Source organism: Bacillus sp. FJAT-25509, assembly GCF_001420605.1.
Taxonomy (GTDB): Bacteria; Bacillota; Bacilli; order Bacillales; family Bacillaceae_G; genus Gottfriedia.
Window position 1 is genome coordinate 38,362 of record NZ_LJIZ01000018.1, and the last position, 21,136, is coordinate 59,497.

21 protein-coding genes are annotated in these 21,136 nt (G+C 32.4%); 4 read left to right on the forward strand and 17 right to left on the reverse strand.

The annotated features are described in order from the left end of the window. Position 1: 1 nt before the first annotated feature. The 6 genes from AN960_RS11610 to AN960_RS11635 form a co-directional block, all read right to left on the reverse strand. Complete coding sequence (locus AN960_RS11610; RefSeq protein ID WP_056471325.1) at positions 2 to 580, reverse strand: TMEM175 family protein; 579 nt, start codon at positions 578 to 580, stop codon at positions 2 to 4. 155 nt (positions 581 to 735) lie between these two features. Then, on the reverse strand, positions 736 to 1,260 hold the full coding sequence (locus AN960_RS11615; protein WP_353611585.1) for a DinB family protein: 525 nt from the start codon (positions 1,258 to 1,260) through the stop codon (positions 736 to 738). Positions 1,261 to 1,996: 736 nt separating this feature from the next. Then, the gene (locus AN960_RS11620; protein WP_056471328.1) at positions 1,997 to 2,266 is read right to left on the reverse strand and encodes a hypothetical protein; all 270 of its coding nucleotides are present in this window, start codon (positions 2,264 to 2,266) and stop codon (positions 1,997 to 1,999) included. Positions 2,267 to 2,400: 134 nt separating this feature from the next. Further along, positions 2,401 to 2,802, reverse strand: a complete 402-nt coding sequence (locus AN960_RS11625) for a hypothetical protein (protein WP_056471331.1) — start codon at positions 2,800 to 2,802, stop codon at positions 2,401 to 2,403. Between the two features lie 238 nt (positions 2,803 to 3,040). Further along, positions 3,041 to 3,250 (reverse strand): hypothetical protein, encoded by a 210-nt coding sequence (locus AN960_RS11630; RefSeq protein WP_056471334.1) that lies wholly within the window; start codon positions 3,248 to 3,250, stop codon positions 3,041 to 3,043. 135 nt (positions 3,251 to 3,385) lie between these two features. Then, a complete protein-coding gene (locus AN960_RS11635) occupies positions 3,386 to 4,393 on the reverse strand; it encodes a serine hydrolase domain-containing protein (RefSeq protein WP_056471337.1) in 1,008 nt (335 codons plus the stop codon). Positions 4,394 to 4,842: 449 nt separating this feature from the next. Here AN960_RS11635 and mprF point away from each other — a divergent pair, with 449 nt between their 5' ends. From mprF to AN960_RS11650, 3 genes are all read left to right on the forward strand, one after another. Further along, positions 4,843 to 7,365, forward strand: coding sequence for a bifunctional lysylphosphatidylglycerol flippase/synthetase MprF (gene mprF, locus AN960_RS11640; RefSeq protein WP_056471338.1), 2,523 nt, complete (start codon positions 4,843 to 4,845; stop codon positions 7,363 to 7,365). A gap of 205 nt (positions 7,366 to 7,570) precedes the next feature. Then, entirely contained in the window at positions 7,571 to 8,023 is a 453-nt protein-coding gene (locus AN960_RS11645; RefSeq protein ID WP_056471341.1) for a MarR family winged helix-turn-helix transcriptional regulator, read from the forward strand. Between the two features lie 26 nt (positions 8,024 to 8,049). Next, complete coding sequence (locus AN960_RS11650; protein WP_056471346.1) at positions 8,050 to 8,469, forward strand: organic hydroperoxide resistance protein; 420 nt, start codon at positions 8,050 to 8,052, stop codon at positions 8,467 to 8,469. Between the two features lie 56 nt (positions 8,470 to 8,525). Here the strand turns inward: AN960_RS11650 and AN960_RS11655 are convergent, their stop codons facing one another. The 5 genes from AN960_RS11655 to AN960_RS11675 form a co-directional block, all read right to left on the reverse strand. Then, a complete protein-coding gene (locus AN960_RS11655; RefSeq protein ID WP_056471348.1) occupies positions 8,526 to 9,305 on the reverse strand; it encodes an ABC transporter permease in 780 nt (259 codons plus the stop codon). Positions 9,306 to 9,317: 12 nt separating this feature from the next. Continuing rightward, positions 9,318 to 10,040, reverse strand: coding sequence for a phosphate ABC transporter ATP-binding protein (locus AN960_RS11660; protein ID WP_056471350.1), 723 nt, complete (start codon positions 10,038 to 10,040; stop codon positions 9,318 to 9,320). Between the two features lie 243 nt (positions 10,041 to 10,283). Then, positions 10,284 to 11,084 carry an ABC transporter ATP-binding protein gene (locus AN960_RS11665; protein WP_056471353.1) on the reverse strand — a complete coding sequence of 267 codons (801 nt, stop codon included), beginning with the start codon at positions 11,082 to 11,084 and terminating at the stop codon, positions 10,284 to 10,286. Between the two features lie 4 nt (positions 11,085 to 11,088). Further along, on the reverse strand, positions 11,089 to 12,141 hold the full coding sequence (locus tag AN960_RS11670; protein ID WP_056471356.1) for a FecCD family ABC transporter permease: 1,053 nt from the start codon (positions 12,139 to 12,141) through the stop codon (positions 11,089 to 11,091). After that, the gene (locus tag AN960_RS11675) at positions 12,138 to 13,139 is read right to left on the reverse strand and encodes a FecCD family ABC transporter permease (RefSeq protein ID WP_056471359.1); all 1,002 of its coding nucleotides are present in this window, start codon (positions 13,137 to 13,139) and stop codon (positions 12,138 to 12,140) included. Before AN960_RS11675 ends, AN960_RS11670 begins: the two co-directional genes overlap by 4 nt. A 165-nt stretch (positions 13,140 to 13,304) precedes the next feature. Between AN960_RS11675 and AN960_RS11680 the strand changes: the two genes are divergently transcribed. Next, on the forward strand, positions 13,305 to 14,264 hold the full coding sequence (locus AN960_RS11680; RefSeq protein ID WP_056471361.1) for an ABC transporter substrate-binding protein: 960 nt from the start codon (positions 13,305 to 13,307) through the stop codon (positions 14,262 to 14,264). 106 nt (positions 14,265 to 14,370) lie between these two features. On the opposite strand, the gene AN960_RS11685 is transcribed toward AN960_RS11680, so the two are convergent. The 6 genes from AN960_RS11685 to AN960_RS11710 all read right to left on the reverse strand — a co-directional run bounded on the left by AN960_RS11685 (position 14,371) and on the right by AN960_RS11710 (position 20,605). Continuing rightward, on the reverse strand, positions 14,371 to 14,910 hold the full coding sequence (locus tag AN960_RS11685) for a GNAT family N-acetyltransferase (protein WP_056471363.1): 540 nt from the start codon (positions 14,908 to 14,910) through the stop codon (positions 14,371 to 14,373). A gap of 235 nt (positions 14,911 to 15,145) precedes the next feature. After that, positions 15,146 to 15,847 carry a response regulator gene (locus AN960_RS11690; RefSeq protein WP_056471366.1) on the reverse strand — a complete coding sequence of 234 codons (702 nt, stop codon included), beginning with the start codon at positions 15,845 to 15,847 and terminating at the stop codon, positions 15,146 to 15,148. Then, positions 15,813 to 17,447, reverse strand: coding sequence for an ATP-binding protein (locus tag AN960_RS11695; RefSeq protein ID WP_172795410.1), 1,635 nt, complete (start codon positions 17,445 to 17,447; stop codon positions 15,813 to 15,815). Before AN960_RS11695 ends, AN960_RS11690 begins: the two co-directional genes overlap by 35 nt. 69 nt (positions 17,448 to 17,516) lie before the next feature. Beyond that, positions 17,517 to 19,022 carry a tripartite tricarboxylate transporter permease gene (locus AN960_RS11700; protein ID WP_390312129.1) on the reverse strand — a complete coding sequence of 502 codons (1,506 nt, stop codon included), beginning with the start codon at positions 19,020 to 19,022 and terminating at the stop codon, positions 17,517 to 17,519. A gap of 46 nt (positions 19,023 to 19,068) precedes the next feature. After that, positions 19,069 to 19,521 carry a tripartite tricarboxylate transporter TctB family protein gene (locus AN960_RS11705; RefSeq protein ID WP_056471373.1) on the reverse strand — a complete coding sequence of 151 codons (453 nt, stop codon included), beginning with the start codon at positions 19,519 to 19,521 and terminating at the stop codon, positions 19,069 to 19,071. 64 nt (positions 19,522 to 19,585) lie between these two features. Next, on the reverse strand, positions 19,586 to 20,605 hold the full coding sequence (locus tag AN960_RS11710) for a Bug family tripartite tricarboxylate transporter substrate binding protein (protein WP_390312094.1): 1,020 nt from the start codon (positions 20,603 to 20,605) through the stop codon (positions 19,586 to 19,588). Positions 20,606 to 21,136 lie beyond the last annotated feature (531 nt).

The following is a 21,136-nucleotide window of genomic DNA, read 5'->3' on the forward strand; positions in this document are numbered from 1 at the left end:
ATTACTTTGTTTGCATAACTTTCTCTATTCGACGATCCGGTAATAACCACAAAATTGCAACGAATACATATATTATTTGAGCGAACCAAGGCCAGATCAAAGACGTGCAAACTGCAGATAAATAACAAACCACAGATACTTTTCCTTTCCAATCGTTACCTACAGCCTGTTTTAACTTTGAATTCTTTCCCTCTTTTTTGATAATTATACCTTGTAATATGAAGTAAGCTATTGCCGCCATTAAGAGTATTACACCATAAAGCATTGTAGGATAAGGCTTATAATGGTTTTCTCCCATCCAACCAGAAGCAAAAGGAATTAATGATAACCAGAAAAGCAAATGAAGATTAGCCCACATGATTGATCCTGTCACCTTTTGTAAAGTGTGTATCATATGATGGTGGTTGTTCCAGTAAATACCTACATAAATGAAACTAAGTAAATAACTAAGAAAGGTTGGGAAAAGTTGTAATAAGTCTTTTATATTCGGACTATGAGGAATCCTAATTTCAAGGACCATAATTGTAATAATGATAGCAAGTACACCATCACTAAAAGCTTCTAACCGATTTTTATTCATTGTTCACTCCCTATTATTATTTGTCTTTTTGTTTTATTTATTTTTCTATCTATTTAAATTCCTTATTTCTTCTTAAAATAATAACAACATAATTTTTAAAAATTATCAGATTGGTTAGTTTAAAGAATGTATTCTAAATACAACTCTAAGACCTGTCACTTAACAAGCCTTTCTTCTAACTCACTTTTTTGGCGCAAGTGATGACGAAAATGCATATAAACCAAATCATACCATTCCCTTGCATTTAACCAACCGAACCCTCCATGCTGGACTTTATAATTTGGATTTATATCATCCACTTTTGATTCCCATTGGCTCAACCTTAGTATTACTTGATCAATTCTGCTGATGAGCTCGTCCTTGCTATCTGAATTATTAGGTGGATCATTTAGTTCATCCGGTAATTTAATTTTAATTGGTGGAAATCCCCCGATTTTATATAAATGCTCACCAAATTCCGTTTTCCCAAGGGGTTGTTCATCATTTAATGTAGCACATGTTTCCAGGCTATCTAGGTATTCATGTGCACAAATAATTAAATGGTCATACATTTGACCAATAGACCAAACCTCCTCTTCAGATTTATACCTTAACTGCTCCAAAGAGTAATTTTGAAGCTCGTTTTTGTATGTATTAATCAGTTCAATTCCGCGCAGGTTAGATTCCTCCTTTATAATCACTCAAATCTAAAATTTTACATTTTTTGCATATGTAACTAATCATTCAATATTCGTTTACAAATACCTTCTTCAAATTACCTACCATTTATCTCAATTAAAAAATCGACTTTACAGTCGATTTTTTTTTACGCAGTTGAAAAACAGCCTTGTCAATTAAATTACCAAATTTTCGTAAAAGGAGTAGAGTGATGTTGATTTCCACTACAGGCTCGCTTTCCATGGGGCGAGATTCTTTAGCCTCCTCGGCGAGTCTGCGGGGTCTCAGCCTTCCCGCTTATCCCATAGGAGTCGAGCACCCCTTTCGTTCCAATCAACTAATATATCAAAAAAAGTTTACGATAAAATACTAATTAAATCTCCTTTACTTAGTGTAACAGTTTAATAATCAATTTTTAAGATATTAGAGATTCATCATCGACTTTTAAAATAATCATTAGTTTGCTGGTATATTATTATTGTTGAAACACTTTAACATTTAAAATCGATAAATATAAAAAAAATGAATTTTAACACCAATACTGTTCCACTAAATTTTGTTTCCCTATAGATCGTTTTATATTTCATTAGTCGATTTTTTTTGTAATAGTAAATTATACTTTACATACGTACTTTAATAGAGCCCTAATTCTAAATGAAGTTTATTTATATAGATCCACAAACACAAAAAAGGAATCTACTAAATTAATGATTCCTCAAAAATTCTCTTTAGCTATGATACTATTCAAAAAACTAAATTTTAATATGGAGTAGGTATAGCCGTCCCCGGTGGTCTCCACCAAGTTTCAACAGTTTTCCAAGCAGTATTATAATCGTAACCTTTTCCCATTAAATATCCTATAGCAACTGCTTCTGTTAATGCATGTTGATAGCCAAGGTGTTGTGCTTCTTTTAATCCATGGCTAACAGCTGGGTTTATTAATGTTAAAATTTGTTGTGGATTTACAGCTTGCTGTGGATTTCTAAAATAATCATTATGATTATAAGGTACATAATTGTAGAAGTTCATATTAACTTTCCTCCCTTTTGAATAACGTATTATGCAATTCTGGGCTTTCGAATCTTTATAATATATGTAGATTTGGGAGTTTGCGGAATAGGCTATAAGCATGGCTTAAAAATTTTTTAGGTGAAAATTACAAATTAATGCAAAGTGTGGTTTAAACTGCTATAATTCAAAAATGTTTCAATTGCAGTAACTAATTTTGTATCATCTTTTTTTGTCTTACCTTCTATTTCACTAGTTGTGAAACTCATTAACTTTTTGTTGTGATTATAAAATGTAACACTGTATAACCATCCCTTTACATCAGTCGTTTTATTTTGGACAACTTTAATATGTTTAATATCACTAATAAAGTTATTAATTGCTTTCTGTTCTGTTATTACAGTGTTCTTCCCATTCTGCCCGTTAGTAACTTCAATTTTATTAATTTCATTTAAATTCCCGTGAAAAACTTCTGAAAAACTCTTGCTATCCGTATTACATCCAGAAAGTAATGAAAATAAACTAATACAAAGAAGTATGCATATAATTTTTTTCATATTTACTCCACCTTCAAATATTTTTAAGTTAATTATATCAACTTAAAGACTTGTATAATTTGGGGGAATTTCAAATTTTTCATATAAATTCAGACGATTCGTATGCACTTAATCTGCAATGTAGTTCAAGTAAGAAAGATCCACTTCTCAGACGATCATGTTGTTCAACTAAAGCATTCATTAGTTGAATAATGGTTTAAATAGTTGTGATTGATAATAGTTCATCTTTGTGAATTAATTAATCCTCATTTGATTCTTCATGAAAAATAAAAAAATATGTTTCTCCACTGTCATCTTCAAATGCTATATTCATCATACTAACCTTTGAAAATGGATTATTTAAATTTCCTAATTCATAACCTGGTTTAAATTCGAAGATGTACTCTTTATCTTCTTCAAGAATGTATTCTTTGTTTTCAATTACTAATTTTATAGACAGTTTACTCATTCTTATATCCTCTTATCTGTAAAATGTGGACTTGCTGTTAAATTACAGCATGCATTAGCCAACCATGAATGTTTAGATTAACCACAGTCAATAGAAGTTATGTCGCACTTCCATAGTAGTTGACTTAGAATGTTACTATTCCCTAAATGCATCTGCCACTATATTACTGAATTCTCTTAAATAATAGAGATAATTATCTCCACCATAGTTATATCTTTTGTTATACATTTTAGCTACAACTACATTATATTTAGGTATTACTAGAATAGTTGGTCCTGTTATTCCTAATATTTGATATGATCCTAGTGGTACTCTATCACCAATCTCACTGTTCTTTCTCGGAATATCTTGAACATACCAAAACAAGCCATTTTGTGGTAAGTCCTTATTTTTATAATTAGAATTTTGAACTTGAGTTGCTATTTCAATAACTTCCTTCGGGACTACCTGTTTTCCATTTATATTTCCTTTATTTAAATGAAGATTACCCCAGTATGCAAATTCTCTTGTTGAGACATGAAGGTTAGACTCGGAGCCATCACTTGAATATCCTAATTTAAATGCTGCTTCTTTGTCAGGATTATCAATTACTTTAACTAATCTCTCATTTTCTTTTGTATCCCAACTAGTTTCTTTTAATCCTAATGGTGTAAAGACCCGTTCTTTTAGTAGTTCTGGAAAGCTTTTGTTATACAGTTTTTTTATGAGATTTGTCATCATTGATATGTTAATCCCTCTATATGCCCACCCTTGACCCGGTTCAAATTCTCTAAAAATAGATCCATGATCTGTCTCATTCAACCCATGTGAATGTGTAACTAAATGTCTTATTGTTGTTTTTCCAAGTATTTTTTCATCTAGTTCATCAAAATATTCGATTGCATAATCATCAAGGCTTTTAATTTTACCTTCAATAAGTGCAAACGCAACTGCTAATCCTAAATAACTTTTTCTTGCAGAAGCAACATTGAACTTAGATGTTCGTGTTACGGGTATAGAAATATCAGAATTACTATGAAAACCATTATACTTTTCTAGCACGATATTATTATCTTTCATGATGATTAGAGCTGAAGCAGAACTTCGATTTCGATCATTTATATTATCTACCCAGTTTACTATTTCTTTGAATTGATCACTCATATACTTTATCCACCTATACTTCGATTAAATCTATTAATTCAACATTTAATTAGGTTTTCCTTGTTCAACAATTCTGCCATTATGTTGAACAATAAAAAGACAAATATAAAAAAATTACTTTAAAAATCTGACTATTATAGTTGTTAGGAACAATAGATGCCACACTCCTACGGAATATGTGGATCCTGAGCCCATTTACGTGACGTGGAGTCTTAGGTATCATGCTCAGCAAGCACTTGTAATGCAAATCTAAGTTCTATTTTCAACGATATTAAATCTAAAATAGGTCTGATAATTAAAATCTAATTAACTTTATATCCGCAAAATAATAAGTTATTAAATTTTCTAAGACGTAATAATATTCTTCTTGTTAAATAGTGGAATAATATGGAATACTAAAGCTAATAACTATTATTTTATTTGTTGAATAATAACTTCAGGAGTGTCTTATGAATAAGTTTCGGATTAGTAAAGTAGGTTTATTTAAACTATTTTTCATTTCAATATTGCTCGTTACATTTATATTTGTTGGAAAAAACGTACTTTTAAATTTCGACTTTAAAATGTTCTTTAACTATATGGAGTCTCTTACATTAATACAGTATATTTTGATTTTTGCATTAGGTATTATAGCCGTATCTCCAATGTTTTTATATGACTTTGTACTTGTAAGACTATTAAAATTAGATTTCAGTTTTCGAAAAATATTAATGGTAGCTTGGCTTGCAAATACTTCCTCAAACCTAATTGGTCTTGGTGGGGTAGCAGGTACTACCATTCGAACACTATTTTATCGAAAAGATCGCACCGGACCAGAAATTGTTAAAGCAGTGAGTAGTGTAACGATATTCTTACTTTCTGGATTATCGATATTGAGCTTAGTTTTATTTACTGGAATATTTAATTTATCATTTTTAAATGAATATAAGTATTTATATATTGCTATTATCATTGCAATTTGTTATTTCCCGGTTATGTTTTTAGTCGTTTATTTAAAACGTAATTTTTTCTCGGAGAATTTCTCCGCAAAATATATGCTTTCACTGGTTGTCATTTCTTTATGTGAATGGTCATTTATTTTTTTATTCATTTACTTCATTTGTTTATTTTTACATATCGACATTTCAATCATAGAGGTATTACCTGTTTTTTTAGTAGCCTCTGTTGCAGCACTCTTAAGTATGATTCCAGGTGGACTTGGATCTTTTGATTTTATTTTCCTACTAGGTTTTACATACTTTGGAATCGACAAGGAAACGACACTTCTTGTTTTATTGATTTATCGTTTCAGTTATTTCTTTTTCCCGTTTGCTTGCGGTATTATTTTAGCTCTTAAATTATTATGGAATAAAATAAATCAGTCATTTAATAATATTCCAAATCAAATTTCTACTTATTTAGGGCATAAACTTTTAACGATTTTAATATTTTTATCTGGCGTTATTCTATTAATTTCTGCTGCTGTTCCTAGCATGCTTTTAAGAATTAGTCTTTTAAATTTAATTTTACCTTCGACAATTATTAATATTTCACATTTAATTTCAGTCACAGCAGGCTTTACATTGTTAGGACTCTCTCGTGGAATTGATTATAAGGATAAAAGAGCATGGTATATTACACTATTCATGCTAATTGTTGGGGCAGTTACAACCTATTCAAAAGGATTAGATTATGAAGAAGCTCTTTTTGTATTAGCAGTTGCTTTTATCTTATTTATTTCAAAGAAACAATTTTATAGAGAAAGCTTCGTTTTAACTTGGGGTAAGCTGATTGTTGATAATTTTATTTTATTCTTCTTTTTAGGTAGTTATTTACTTATTGCTTATATCAATCTACCTCAAACAAATGTCAAAATACCTGCTAAATACTTGCCTTATATACTTGTTAATTCGAGGGACATCGTTATTAGTGCAGTTCTTGGTTTTGCAGCTGCTTTACTATTTTTTTATATCGCATTTTTTAAAGTTAAAAGAAAACAATTTGAATTTATAAGTACGAAAGCTGAAGAAGAAAAAATAAGAGAACATTTTAATCAGTATGGTGGTACCGAACTTTCACATTTGGTATTTTTACATGATAAATATTTATTCTGGGCTCAAGATGAGACAGTGTTATTTATTTTTCAGCCATATGCAGACAAATTAGTTATTTTAGGTGACCCGGTTGGTGATAAGTCTCGTTTATATCCTGCTATTGAGGAATTGTTAAACTATGCCGATCAATTTGGATATACACTCGTCTTCTACCAAGTAAACTCAAATTCACTATCCTATTTACATGAAAACGGGTTTGATTTCTTTAAACTTGGTGAAGAAGGCTTTACTGATATCTCAACATTCACCTTATCAGGAAAACGTAATAAAGGAATACGTGCACTTTACAATAAATTTGAACGTGAAGAATATAGCTTTGAAATTATAGAACCACCTTATTCAAATGAATTCTTTACGGAATTAAAGGAATTATCACAAGAGTGGCTAAAAGGGCGAAAAGAAAAAGGGTTTTCACTTGGCTATTTTGATGAGGAGTATATCAAACTTGCGCCTGTAGCTATTATTAAAAATAGTGAAAATAAAATGATCGCTTTTGCATCCATTATGCCAAATTATAATGATCATACGATTTCAATTGATTTAATGCGCCATAAAGTTGACGCTCCAAAAGGAATTATGGACTTTATGTTTGTTAACTTAATTGAATGGTTTAAGTCTAGAAATTTTCATTATTTTAATGTCGGTATGACACCTTTAGCAAACGTAGGACTATCTAAGTATTCATTTACAAGTGAGAAAATTGCAGCGCAAATTTATCAATATGGACAATTTTTATATCACTTTCAAGGTTTAAGAAGTTTTAAAGAAAAATATGTTAATTCTTGGACGCCTAAGTTTTTGGCCTATCATAAAAAAACATCCTTACCGATCACAATGCTACAAATAACATCGTTAATTTCTAGGTCTAGAAAAAATTAAATTTACAGCCAGTTAATGTATTGAACATTGACTGGCTTTTTTATTGTGAATAAGTTGATTTTCACTTCAAACCTGCTCAATTAATAATCAAAATAAAAAAATTGGTAAAAAATAATAGTTATTATCGCTTGCAAAACTATTTGCCATCAATTATGATTGTGTCATATTAAATTGTGCACAATAAATATAGAAGGATGTTGATTGAATGAATAAAGAAAATCAGCTTTTGCTCGAGAATCAATTATGCTTTTCAATTTATGCTTGTTCTCGAGAAATTACGAAATTATATCGCCCAATCTTAGATGAGATCGGTATAACGTATCCGCAATATCTTGCATTGCTTTCGCTTTGGGAAAAAGACCAACAAACTGTTAAAGAACTTGGGGAAACTCTTTTTTTAGACTCAGGAACTCTTACACCAATGCTAAAACGGATGGAATCTGCCGGACTAATTATTCGCAAACGTGATTCGAGTGATGAGAGAAAAGTATTTATTACATTAACTGAAGAGGGTACTAAATTAAAAGAAAAAGCTTTTTGCATCCCTGAGAAGTTTTTCAAGGAAAGTAATGCTTCTCAAGAGGAGTTTTTAACAATATTAAATCAAACAAAGGCTTTATTAAAGAAAGTTCAATCTGCAAATGAAAATAAAAAATAGATCATTTATATTAAGGAGAGATTGTAATGGAAAAATTATATACTGCTACAGCAACTGCAACAGGTGGACGTGACGGAAGAGTTATTTCATCAGATGATTTTATTAATTTATCACTTAAACCACCAGTGGAATTAGGCGGACCTGGTGGAGCAACGAATCCTGAACAACTGTTTGCAGCTGGTTATTCAGCTTGCTTTGACAGTGCATTAAATTTAGTAGCTCGTAGGCAAAAAATTAAACTAGAATCTACATCAGTAACTGCAAACATAACAATCGGTAAAGACCCTGCTGATGGAGGATTTAAATTAGCTGCTCAGCTTGATGTAAAAGTACAAGGTGTTCCAACAGAAGTAGCCGTAGAACTAGTAAAAGCGGCACATGGCGTTTGCCCATATTCAAAAGCAACTAGAGGAAACATGGACGTACAATTAAGAGTAATCGGATAATATTTAAGATAAAGGGAGAAGGAAAAATTTTCACTTACCTCCTTCTCCCTCTATTCTTATCCTTGTTCTATGATCGTTTCATACTTCAGTGAATCGTCTTTTGTGAAGAATTTTCTATAGGATAGAAGTGTTGAGGAGAATACACTAATTGCAATTGCACCAATTAAAATGAATTCTATTAGCAATTGATATTTAATCGCATATAAAGGACTTATTCCAGCAAAGATCATTCCTGTCATCGAACCTGGTAAAGTAACAATTCCTACAGTTTTAGCTCGATCAATTGATGGAATTAAGGCAGCTTTAATTGAATTTTTTATGACATTATTTGAAGCTTGTTTAGTTGTTGCACCTAAGCATAATGCAGCTTCAATTTGGTTTTTATTTGCCTGAATTTCAGCTCTAAGTCTTGTTAATGCTAAACTATTTGCATTCATTGATGTGCTAATAATCATACTTGATATTGGAATAACATATTGAGCTTTTAAAGCAATTTTGTTTGCTACCAATACGACTCCTAAAGAAATCATGACGCCTAGTAAAATACTAATAAATGAAATAAAAAATGCGCCTTCAATCTGGTGAGACCTTTTACTAGAAGTATAAGCGCCGAATAAAATCATACAAAATAAAATAATGATTACAACTAATAAATGTTTAACTTGCAGTATGTATTCAAGTACATAGCCCATAATCATTAATTGAATGACTGTCCTAACTGAAGAAATGCCAATGTCTTTTTCAACACCAAGCTTTTGATAATAAGACAATCCAATAGCAATTATGATCAATAGAAATGTCAGCGATACACCTGTTATTTGCAAATTCCCTTCCATTTCCCCACCTCTTTAAGCAATTGTAGAAAGAAAATTTTTCCCTAATTCAGTGCGTGGATTATTAAAAAATTCATTAACAGGACTCACTTCTACTAATTTCCCGTCAATAAGTAACCCTACTTGATCAGCTATTTGTTGAACTAGATCCATATTATGTGTAACAAGAATAACTGTTAGATTTTCTTCTCTTTTTAAAGTTACTAGAAGCTCCTGAATATGTAGAGTCGATTGAGGGTCTAATGCTGAAGTAATTTCATCACATAATAAAATAGTTGGTTTCATAGCTATTGCTCTTGCGATCGATACTCTTTGCTGTTGACCAATCGAAAGCGTTAAAGCATTTCGATCAAGTAATTTCGTCTCTAATCCTACTTTTTCTAATAAAGATTTCGCTAGTGTTTTGGAAACTGTCTTATCATAGTTTCCAGTTAATTTGAGTCCAAACAAAATATTATCCTCTATGCTCCCTTCAAATAATGAAGGAGTTTGCAGGATCATTACTGCATTTTTTCTTAAATTTTGAGGAGTCATTTTGTAAATTGATTGTCCATTTAAATGAATATCACCTTTGCTAATCGACTGTAATCGATTTAAAGTCCGGAGCAATGTCGATTTCCCTGCCCCTGAAGTTCCAATTAAACAAAAAATTTCCCCCTTATTCGTTTGAAAAGTAATGTTTTTAAGAATTGAACTACCAAGAATATCTACACTTATATTGTTAATTGATAATGTCATTCTATCTCACCTCTTTCTAAATGAAAGGTGTCCCATACTTGGACACCTCAGACTGTTGACAAACGCTCGCTTTCTTCGTTGCTTCGCCTGTCTGTGGTGCTCATTACCGTCTAAGGTAACTCCGCTCCTCACCAGGCTTCACGCCTCGAAAGACAAGCGCTTGCAATCAGTCTGAGAATCAAGCTTTTAGTACTTTGTCTACAAACTAAGGTGTCCTATATTTGGACACCTTTTTAGAGTTGATTAAATTATTTTTCTTCCTCGCCCATGAGGTATACAAAGTGGCGTTCCGAATAATGGATCCTTCACAATATCGCAGTTCATACAGAAAACGTCACAGATTAAGTTCTGATTAATGATTTTTTCTGGGTCTCCTTCTGCGTAAACTTCACCATTTGAAATCGCAACAACATTGTGTGCATATCGACATGCTAGGTTAATATCATGTAGTACCATAACAATTGTACGCTGTTCTTTTTCATTTAATTCGTAAAGTAAGTCTAAAATCTCGATTTGATGTGTTAAATCCAAATAGGTTGTTGGTTCATCTAATAGGATTGTATCTGTGTCCTGAGCCAATGTCATCGCAATCCAAGCACGTTGACGTTGTCCACCAGATAATGAATCGACTAATTGATCCTTTAATTCATACATATTTGTAATTTTCAAGGCATGATTTACTTTTTCTTCATCTTCTTTTGACCATTGTTTTAACCAAGTTTGATATGGATATCTCCCTTGTTTTACTAATTGAAAAACTGTTAAACCTTCAGGTGCAACAGGACTTTGAGGTAGGATTGAAAGATTACGTGCAATTTCCTTTGTAGGTCGCTTACTTATTTCTTTTCCATCAAGTAAGATGGTTCCACTTTTTGGTTGAAGTAATCTAGCAAGTGAACGAAGTAATGTTGATTTTCCGCACCCATTAGCTCCAATTAGAACTGTGATTTTTCCTTTTGGGATTTGAAAATTTAATTCGTTTATAATTGTTCGATCATCATACGATAACGTTAATTTTTCTGTTTCGATTGCGCTCGTTGACATCTTATCACCTTTTTCCAGTCTTAAATAATAAATAGATAAAATATGGTGCACCAATTACGGCAGTAAATACACCAGCTGGTATTTGAATTGGACTAAATACCGTTCTTCCGATTGTATCAGCCACTAATACCATGATGGCACCGATTATTCCAGATAAGGGAATCAATGCACCGTAAGAAGCACCAACTATTTTCCGAGCAATATGGGGTGCAATTAATCCAACAAATGCGATTGCTCCTGTAAATGCAACTGCACCAGCTACTAATGCTGTACTTATAAATAACAAAATTAGTCGATTTTTTTCTACTTGAACACCTAAGCTAGTTGAAACTTCATCTCCAAGTTGTTGCGTATTGATTTGTCTAATAAACGATAAAGCTAACACGATAAAAATTAGAGTCCAGAGTGTAATGATTTTAACCTGTTCCCAGTTCGCTCCATATACGCTCCCGGTTAACCACATATTCGCTTCAGTTGCTCTAAAAATAGGTCCAATAATCATAAAGAATGAAGTTGTCGCTTGAGCTAATGCCGAAAATCCTACACCTACTAAAACTAATCTTAATGGCTTTAATTCCCCATCCTTATAAGCAAAAGCATAGACAAATACTAAACTGATGATAGCACCGATAAATGCCGCTAATGGTAGCCATTTTATACTTACTGTTAATTGATTTGTACGATCATTACTAAAAATGGCTAAAAATAATACAACGGCAGCACCTGCTCCACCTGTTATCCCAAGAATATCCGGAGATGCTAGTGGATTTCTAACTAACCCTTGAAGAATCGCTCCAGCAATCGCTAAAGAAAGCCCAGCAAAAATTGCAATGATGATTCGAGGCATTCGAAATGCTTGAATAAATAATTCATCTATTTTTTCACCATCACCAAAAATAACAGATAATACTTTTGGAATAGAAATGTAACGGTCACCTAGCGTTAAGCTCACTATAAATGAACTGATCAGTAAAAGAAGTGCAATGATTAAAACGGAAAATGATTGCTTGTTAAATAGTAGTGAAAAATACTTGTTTCTTAATTTGAGCATGTTCATTTTACTGTACCGCCTTTTCTTGCTAAGTAAATAAAAAATGGTGCACCAATAACTGCGGTCATAATACCAACTGGCGTTTCTTCTGGCATTAATATGTAACGCGATCCTACATCAGCTAATAGAAGTAAAATTGCTCCGAAAATACCGCAAAATGGAATCATCCAGCGATAATCATTTTTAACGAACATTCTAACTATTTGAGGAACAATGATACCAACTAATCCTATTGGTCCTGCTATACTTACAGCACCACCTGCTAGAATGATCACTAATACGACTAATGTCGTCTTTAATAAAGCTGTATTTTGCCCTAATGCTCTAGATACATCTTCTCCCAGCATGAATGTGTTAATCTTTCCACCAAGTGCAAGTGACATCACCCAAGCTATTACGATATATGGTAGTACCATATGTAAAGAATCAAGTGAACGACCTTGAACTGAACCTGCTAGCCAAAATAGAACTTGCTCTAGTGCTACTTCATTAGTTACTAGTAAGCCTTGGGTAATTGAGCTAAACATAGCTGCAATTGAAACACCGGCTAGTGTTATTTTTAATGGTGTCGCTCCGTCTCTCCCTATTGAACTTAACCCAAATACTAATATCGCTGATAATGTAGCTCCTATAAACGAAAGCCATATAGTCGCATTAGGTGATTGTAAATGGAAAAATGTAATACTAAGTACAATCATCATTGAGCTACCTGCGTTAATTCCTAGAACGCTAGGTGATGCTAAAGGATTTTTCGTTAAAACTTGCATAAATAAACCGGCGATTGCTAAGCTTGCTCCTACTATTGAAGCAATAATCGCTCTTGGTACCCGAACATTTTGAATAATTAACTGTTCATTTGATCCATCAAATTGTGTAAATGAATGGATTAAACTTGTAAAACTAGTATCCGTATATCCTAGTAAAATACTAGAAAAAAAACAAATTACTAAAAATAAAATACAAGCTACTAATACGATAACTCTTGATCTTAGGTGAATTAGCATTTTATATCTCCTACTATTCTATTCTCTTCTATTAGTCTAAATGATACGAATTATCAAGTCAATGAGAATGATTTTCATTTTCTTATTGACTTCTAATCAAATCTTAATCTATAATACTACCGAGAGAAGTGATAATCATTATCAACTAAAAAGGGAGAACATTCTATGAACAAACTAAAATTTTCTTCACTAATTGCTCTATTCATAGCAGCAATTATGGTATTAGGTGCTTGTGGTACAAAAAAATCAGATGAAGCTTCTGGTAGTGAAAGTAAAAAAGCAAATACAATTACGATTGAGCATGCAATGGGTACGACAAAAGTTCCTGTTAATCCTAAAAGAGTTGTTATTTTAACAAACGAAGGAACTGAGGCTTTACTAGCATTAGGTGTGAAACCGGTTGGTGCTGTTAAATCATGGACAGGAAATCCTTGGTACGATCATATTTCTAAAGATATGGATGGCGTAGAAGTTGTAGGTGTGGAAAGTGAAGTTAATCTTGAAAAAATCGCTGGCTTAAAACCAGATTTAATCATTGGTAATAAAATGCGTCAAGAAAAAGTATATGAGCAATTAAGTGCAATTGCACCAACAGTTTTCGCTGAAACATTACGTGGAGATTGGCAAGAAAATTTCAAATTTTATGCAAAAGTATTAAACAAAGAAGAACAAGGCAATAAAGTATTAGCTGATTATACAAAACGTGTTAATGATCTAAAAGCTGAATTAGGTGATAAAGTAAATCAAAAAATTTCAATGGTCCGTTTCATGGGTGCTGATGTACGAATCTATCACCAAGATACATTCTCTGGTGTAATACTTAAACAATTAGGATTCCAACGTCCAGAGGAACAAAATGCTCCTGATTTTGCTGAAAGAGGCGTAACAAAAGAACGTATTCCAGCAATGGATGGAGATTACATATTCTACTTTACGTTTGATGACGGTAAAGAGTCTGGATCTAAGCTTGAAAAAGAATTTACAGAAGATCCTTTATTTAAAAAGTTAAATGCTTCTAAAAATGGACATGTCATTAAAGTAAATGATGTAACTTGGAACACTGCAGGTGGAATCAAGGCTGCTTACTTAATGTTAGATGACATTGAAAAGACTTTTATTAAATAATAGAATTTAAAAAGGTTTACCTTTATTGTCAGATTGAATGACAATTTAGGTAAACTTTTTTTGTTTAAGTTGGGGTCTGGCCTATTACCATTCCTGCAATACTTGCTTATCCCGCTTTCCCTGCATCCTTAGCATTTCCTGCAATTAGCGTAAGCATCATATGCTCTTGGTCCCAATATTCATTATTAAATTTTAAACTATTAGGTGTTTTAGCGAATGTTTTGAATCCTAGTTTTTCGTATAGTTTTTTTGCTGTTTCGTTTCCTTCTATGATATTTAATGTAAGTTGTTCAAGTCCTAAGCTTTTTGCTAAATGGATTGCTTCTTCGATTAGAAGATAGCCTGCCCCCATTTTACGAGCTCTGGTAGATACATAGACAGACTCTATCTTTCCTTTGTGCTCTGCTTTAACCTTTTCAAATGTTTTTAAAGTGGTTACTCCAATTAATTCACCTTTGTCAGTAAATGCACCGATTGTATAATTTTTATCCTTATCTAAGATTTCTGCTTTGTATTCAATAGGGTCATCTTGATCAAGTATTTCATCCATAGTGGTACTAAAAACTTCAGGATTCTCTTTTAAACCTTCTAAACGAATATTAAGATAGATTTCTGCATCTTCTTTAGTTAATAAACGTATCTTCATACTTATCCCTCCGTAGTCTTGCAAAGTATATTTTATATAACAAATGCAAGGTTTTCAACGCTTTCAAAATCCAGACTCTAGTAAACTCCCATTGTCATAAACTTGTAAAAAACATAAAAAAACGCTTGTACACCAAGCGTTTAGACGATCCTCTTATCATGATTTTTCACAATTCCTGTTACAGAAATGTTAGGTTTGTCATAGTCATTAAGTAAACTTTACTAAATCACACAATCTAGTTTTTTATTAAATAAACTCTTTCTGGCCTTCCGATTGTTCCGTAAGCTAAATCGGCTAATACTTTTCCTTCAGATACTAGATATTCTAAATATCGTCGGGCAGTTGTTCGACTAACGCCAATTTCTAGCCCTATATTCTCAGCAGTCATTCCATTATGAACTTCTTTTATCGCAAATAACACTTTATCTAAAGTAAGTCGATCAATTCCTTTAGGGTATATACTTTGCTCTTCAATTATCGAATTATTTTTTCCGATTAAACCATCTATTTCTTCCTGAGTTAGATAAGCACTTTTTGATTGTAGGCTTTGCACTTTATTTGAATAATTTACATAACGAATTAGAGACTTTTTAAAACGATCAAAAATGACTGGCTTTATAATAAAATCAAATACACCATAATGTAATGCCTTATTAACTGAATCGATTTCTTTGGATGCGGTAATCATAATCACATCTGCTAAAATTGAATGTTTCTTCATCCATTGTAAAAAATCTAAGCCATTCATATCTGGAAAATAAACATCTAGTAATACTAGCTGAGGTTTTAGAATCTCAATTAAATCAACTGCTTCTTGGTAATTTGTCGCAATACCAATTACACTAAACCCTTCAATTCTTTCAATAAATCGTTGATGAATTTCTGCAATTCTACTATCATCTTCAACTATTAACACTTCTATAAAATTCTTTTTCATCGTATCTGTTACTCTCCTTTTGGCGTTTCGGAATGGCAACAATAAATGTAGTTCCCCCATGTTCATTTGAATGAAAAGTAATTTGTCCGTTTAATTTATGGAGTAATCTTTGAACTAGGTGAAGTCCAATCCCTGAGTTTTTAGATTTCTCCTTAGAAGTAATACCATATTCAAAAATCTCATCGATTAATTCTTCAGGGATTCCATTTGCATTGTCCTCAATTTCAATCACTAAATCTTCACCTAAATCAGTAAGAAATAGTGATACAAGCTTTTCTGATTTATTCGTTTCTAATACTGCATCGAATGCGTTATTTAATAGATTTCCGATTATGGTTATTAAGTCTTCCCGATTTATTTCTTTTGGGACATCTGCAAAGCTACTATTATAGTCAATGTTAAAGTCTACTTTTAGCTCATTAGCTAAACTTATTTTGCCTAATAGAAGTCCTGCTACAACTGGGTCTGAAATTTCTTCCATAATAAAATGGATAATATTTTGAGTTATATTTGATTCCTTTGAAATTAATTCAATCGCTTCTTGATAAGATTCAAGCTGTATTAAGCCTAAAATTGTATGTAACTTATTCGAATATTCATGTGCTTGTGCTCTAAGGCCTTCTGAATACGCTTTTATTTGTGATAGTTCATTTAGCAATTTATTCAATTCTGATTTTTCCCTAAAGGTTGTTACTGCGCCAACAATTTTAGAATCCACTCCAATAATCGGTATACAATTAATAATCATTACTTTTTCATTTATTAGAAACTCTAAATCATAAATTGGCTTACCAGTTTCAACTACTTTCTTCAGATGCGAATTATGCAATATGTCTTCTATTTTTAATCCTCTAAGCTTTATATTATTAGGAATAGAAAGTACTTTATGAGCATTTTCATTTACTACCGTAATCTCTCCGTATTCATCAATCGCAATGATCCCTTCATGAATGGATTCTAAAATTGCATGTTTTTCTTTGTACATCCTTCCAATTTCTTTCGGCTCCAATCCGAATATCGATTTTTTAATATTAAATGATATTAAAAAAGCTACTCCTATGCCAAGTAATAATATGACAATACTATTTTTTATTAGTTTTTTACTAAACGCTTTTGCTTCATGATCGATATCTTTTATTAAGTAGCCTACAGAAACAACTCCAATTACTTTACCATTATCATCAAAAATAGGAGTTTTTCCCCTTAAAGAAGGACCAAGTGTACCAGTCGATTCTGATACGATTTCCTGTCCCTTAAATACTTTATCATTATCCCCGCCAACCATTTTCTTACCAATTAGCAATGGATTTGGATGTGAATAACGTACTTCATTTCTATTTCCTACAACAATAAATTCCGCTCCAACTTTCTCTCGGATCTTTTCAACGATTGGTTGAACGATCCTCGATGGATTTTCACTTAAAAATGCTTCACGAACTACTGGCATATTTGCCACTGTTTGAGAAATAGCTAAGGCCTTTAGACCCTTTTCATGTTTAAGGTTTTTTAGAAACATTTCTTGAGATACTATTTCAAAAACACTACTAATCACTAGAATGAGTACAGAAATAAAAATGATCAACTTATAATGTAAACGCATAAAATTTCCCCTTATATTTTTATAATAATCAAAAAACTCCTTTTATTAAAGGAGTTTTGTTAGAATATTTTAAGCTTCTACATTAATCACTACTTCTTTACCTTTCAATTTAATAATAATTGGAATGAGAATCCAAAGTACACCAATGATTAAAAATACTAATGAGATAGGATGAGTAAAGAAAATACTATAATCACCATTTGATACAGTTAAAGCTCTTCTTAAATTATTTTCAATCATTGGTCCTAAAACGATTCCTAATACTAATGGTGCGATTGGAAAATCATTTTTCGAAAGGAAATATCCGAAAATACCACATGCTATTAATAGAAGTAAATCATTTACAGATACTTGAACGGCATAAACACCAAATATTGAAATGGCTACAATTAGTGGCAATAAATATTTCTTCGGCGTTTGAATAATCTTTGCAAATATTTTTACTAAAGGCATGTTTAAGATAATAAGCATTACGTTACCGATAAACATACTTGCAATTAATCCCCATGCTACGTCAGGATGTTCATCAAATAATAGTGGCCCTGGTTGTATGTTATACATCATCAAAGCACCCATTAAGATTGCAGTTGTTCCTGAACTTGGAATCCCTAAAGTTAATAAAGGAATCATCGCTCCTCCAGACGCGGCATTGTTTGCTGACTCAGGAGATGCAACTCCTGCAATAGTACCAGTTCCAAATTTTTCTGGCGTTTTACTAACCTTCTTTTCTAAAATATAAGCAAAAAATGAAGCTAAAATAGCACCCGCTCCCGGTAATAAACCGACGAAAAATCCTAAAACAGAGCCCCTAGCAATCGGTGCTACACTTTCTTTTAATTCTTCTTTAGATGGTAATAAATTATTAATCTTTGCCATCTCGCCATCTTCAATTTCATTTTCAATAATTGTTTTAAATACTTCCCCTAGTGCAAATAATCCTACCGCTATTGTTAAAAATTCTAACCCTTGATAAAGCCATGGAATGTCATATGTAAAACGAGAAACTCCTGATACGGAATCAATTCCGATTGTAGCTAGTAGTAATCCTAAGATCGTCATAATTAATGCTTTTGTTACCGACTTTCCTGCTAGTCCACTTACTGCACATAAACCAAGAAGCATTAATGAAAAGTATTCGGCTGGACCGAACTTAATTGCTAATGCCGATAATGGTTTTGCTAATACGATCAATGCAATAAGAGTAAAAATCCCGGCTACAAATGAACCAATTGCTGCGATTGACAAAGCACTTCCTGCTCTACCTTTTTTAGCCATTTGATAGCCATCCAAAGTCGTCACTACAGAAGACGATTCACCTGGAGTATTTAATAAAATTGATGTAGTAGAACCACCATACATAGCACCATAATATACACCAGCTAATAAAATAATTGCACTCCCCGCTGCTTGCTCAGGTCCTAAAAAACCAGTAACTGAAGCAGTAACAGGTATTAATAAAGCGACCCCACTCATTGGCCCAATACCAGGTAATACCCCTACTGCTGTACCAATTAATACTCCGGCAAAAGCAAACAATAAGTTGTACCATGTAAATGCAGTTTCAAATCCCTGCATTAAATATTGAAAAGTACTCAAGTTAATAACTCTCCCTTCTTTTTTCTTAAAACCAAATTGACCAAACAGGTAACGTACCTTTTAAAACATCGACAAAAATAAAATAAATAATGAGAGAGTAACCTAATGAAATCGAAAGTGATTTTATCCAGTTTCCACGCTCCATTGTTTGAATTGCAACAATCAGGAATAAAAACGAACTAATAATAAAACCGATTTTCTCAAGTAAAAGTGCATAAAGAATAGCTGAAACCAGGATGATAAAAAATTGCTTATAATTATATTGAACTGCTTCCTTTTCTTTTTCCTTATAAGAAAATGTTTCGTAAAATAACCTAAAGCTTAATAGGGACAATGCACAGCCAAGTATAAATGGAAAAACATTTGGGCCAACTACACTTCCATATGCAGTAGCTGCTATATTTCGACTTTCGATAATAAAAGTTATACCTGTAATAAGAAAGATGATAGCTGCTAATCGATCAAATTTTTTATTCATGTATCTCACCTCTTTATGTTCAGTAATGGAAAAGAAGGAGTGTTTTTCCCCTTCTTTATTTCAACTATTTATTCATTCCTAATGCTTTTAATAAATCTTGAACTTGTGTTTCTTGATCTGATAAGAATGAATTAAATTCTTTACCATTTTTATATTCCGGCTGCCAGCCTTGCTTTTCTACTTCTTCTTTCCATTCAGCTGTCTCAACTAATTTTGAAATTGTTTTTTCCCAATATGAGTATGCGTCCTTAGACATTTTCTCTGGTCCAAAAACCCCACGCCAAATGATAAACTCGGCATCTATTCCTTGTTCTTTAGCTGTTGGAAACTTAGACAATACATCTCCTTGTAAACGTTCAGGTGATGTTACTGCTAAAACTTTAACTTTACCTGATTTAACAAACTCAAGCGTACTAGAGACATCGGTAGAAATGACATCCGCGTTATTCCCTAATAATGCTGTTATTGCCTCTGAACCACCATCATAGGAAACATACTTAATTTTCGTAGGATCAATACCATATTTATAAGCCGGTAAAATTCCGATTAAATGATCCATAGAACCAGGTGCAGATCCACCAGCTAAAGTAATATTTTTTGGATTCTTTTTCATATCATTTAAAAGTGATTTTAAATCTTTATACTTAGAATCAGCTTTTACAACGATTGCACCATAATCCTTTGTTAGCTGAGCTAAAGGTGTGCTATTTTTATAGCCATATGGACTATTTCCCTCTTTTTTCAAATTGTTAATAATAATAGGTGGTGAGTTTACGAATAATTTTTCATTATTGGCTTTATCTTGTGTAGCATATTCAGCCATGAATACCGTACCGCCACCGCCTGGTTTATTTTCTACCGTCATAGGTTCTTTAACAAGTTTTGTTTCACTTAATACTTTAGTGAACGATCTTGCCGTTAAATCCCATCCGCCACCTGCTCCAGATGGTGCTACAACCGAAATTGCCTTATTAGGATAATTTGAGCTATTACCTCCCGTCGAAACACTACTACTTTTACAAGCCGCAAGACTTACCGCGATTAAAGAAGTCATTACGAACAAACTAGTCTTTTTAAATTTCACCTATAGTTCCTCCTCTTTTGGAAACGCTTTCTAATACAAGTATTATAATTTAATAATTCTGAAAAAAGTTTTTATGAACGTTAAAGACGTAAAGTCCATTAAAACCATTTTGTTCATAAAAACCACGATAAAAAAACTCGCTGATTTGGGAGCATTTAGGAGAAGACAAGGGCGCAGTTGGAATTAAACTTAATTCCTAAAATTTGAAACTACATTGAGTCCCCTACTCATAACTGGATCATGAGTAGCTATAAACACTAGAAGACGGAAATAACTTACTCATAACAGGTTCATGAGGAACTATAATCGCTAAATATTGAAAAGTACTTACTCATAACAGGTTCATGAGGAACTATAATCACTAAATATTGAAAAGTACTTACTCATAACAGGTTCATGAGGAACTTGATACGCTGGATTTTGAAAATTGCTTCCTCATAACACTTTCATGAGGAACTTGATACGTTGGATTTTGAAAATTGCTTCCTCATAACACTTTCATGAGGGACTTGATACGCTCGATTTTGAAAA